This is a genomic window from Fretibacterium sp. OH1220_COT-178, from assembly GCF_003860125.1.
In the GTDB taxonomy this organism is placed as follows: Bacteria; Synergistota; Synergistia; order Synergistales; family Aminobacteriaceae; genus CAJPSE01.
Map to the genome: position 1 here is coordinate 1 of NZ_RQYL01000085.1, position 467 is coordinate 467.

Here is a 467-nt window from a genome sequence, read left to right on the forward strand (position 1 = left end):
CTCATCCGCCAGGCCAGCGCCGCCCCCCAGGAGAACTCCGTTCGGCCGTCGGCGGCGTTCCAGCGCACCACCGGCGTCAGCCAGAGGCCGTCGCCCCTACCCAGGCCGATGGTGTCCTGAATTTGTGCATTCCAGCTGTAGCGGTTGTGCCGACGGAACCCGCGCATCTTCTTTACGATGTCCCCGTCCGTGTTCAGGGTCTCGTCGTACCAGTTCCAGAGAAACTCCAGCAGGTGGCGCTCCCCCAGGGGCAGCGCTCCGTCCAGGGCAAAACTCAGGCGGTCCGTATCGTAGCGGTTGTGCTGCTCGCCCCAGCCCCCGATGGTGTCCGCGGGGTCGTCGTACTTCTTCCTCTGCTCCAGGTACTCAGCCCGGAATCCCCACTCCAGGTCGCCCCAGCTCTGGCGCCGGGCCAGGACCACGTTCCACTGGTCGATGCGGAAGTCCGCGCCCCGCGGGCTCTCCGG

1 pseudogene is annotated in these 467 nt (G+C 67.5%); it reads right to left on the minus strand.

From position 1 onward, the window contains the following. Positions 1 to 467, minus strand: a pseudogene (locus EII26_RS12945) (TonB-dependent receptor plug domain-containing protein); the annotation flags it as partial.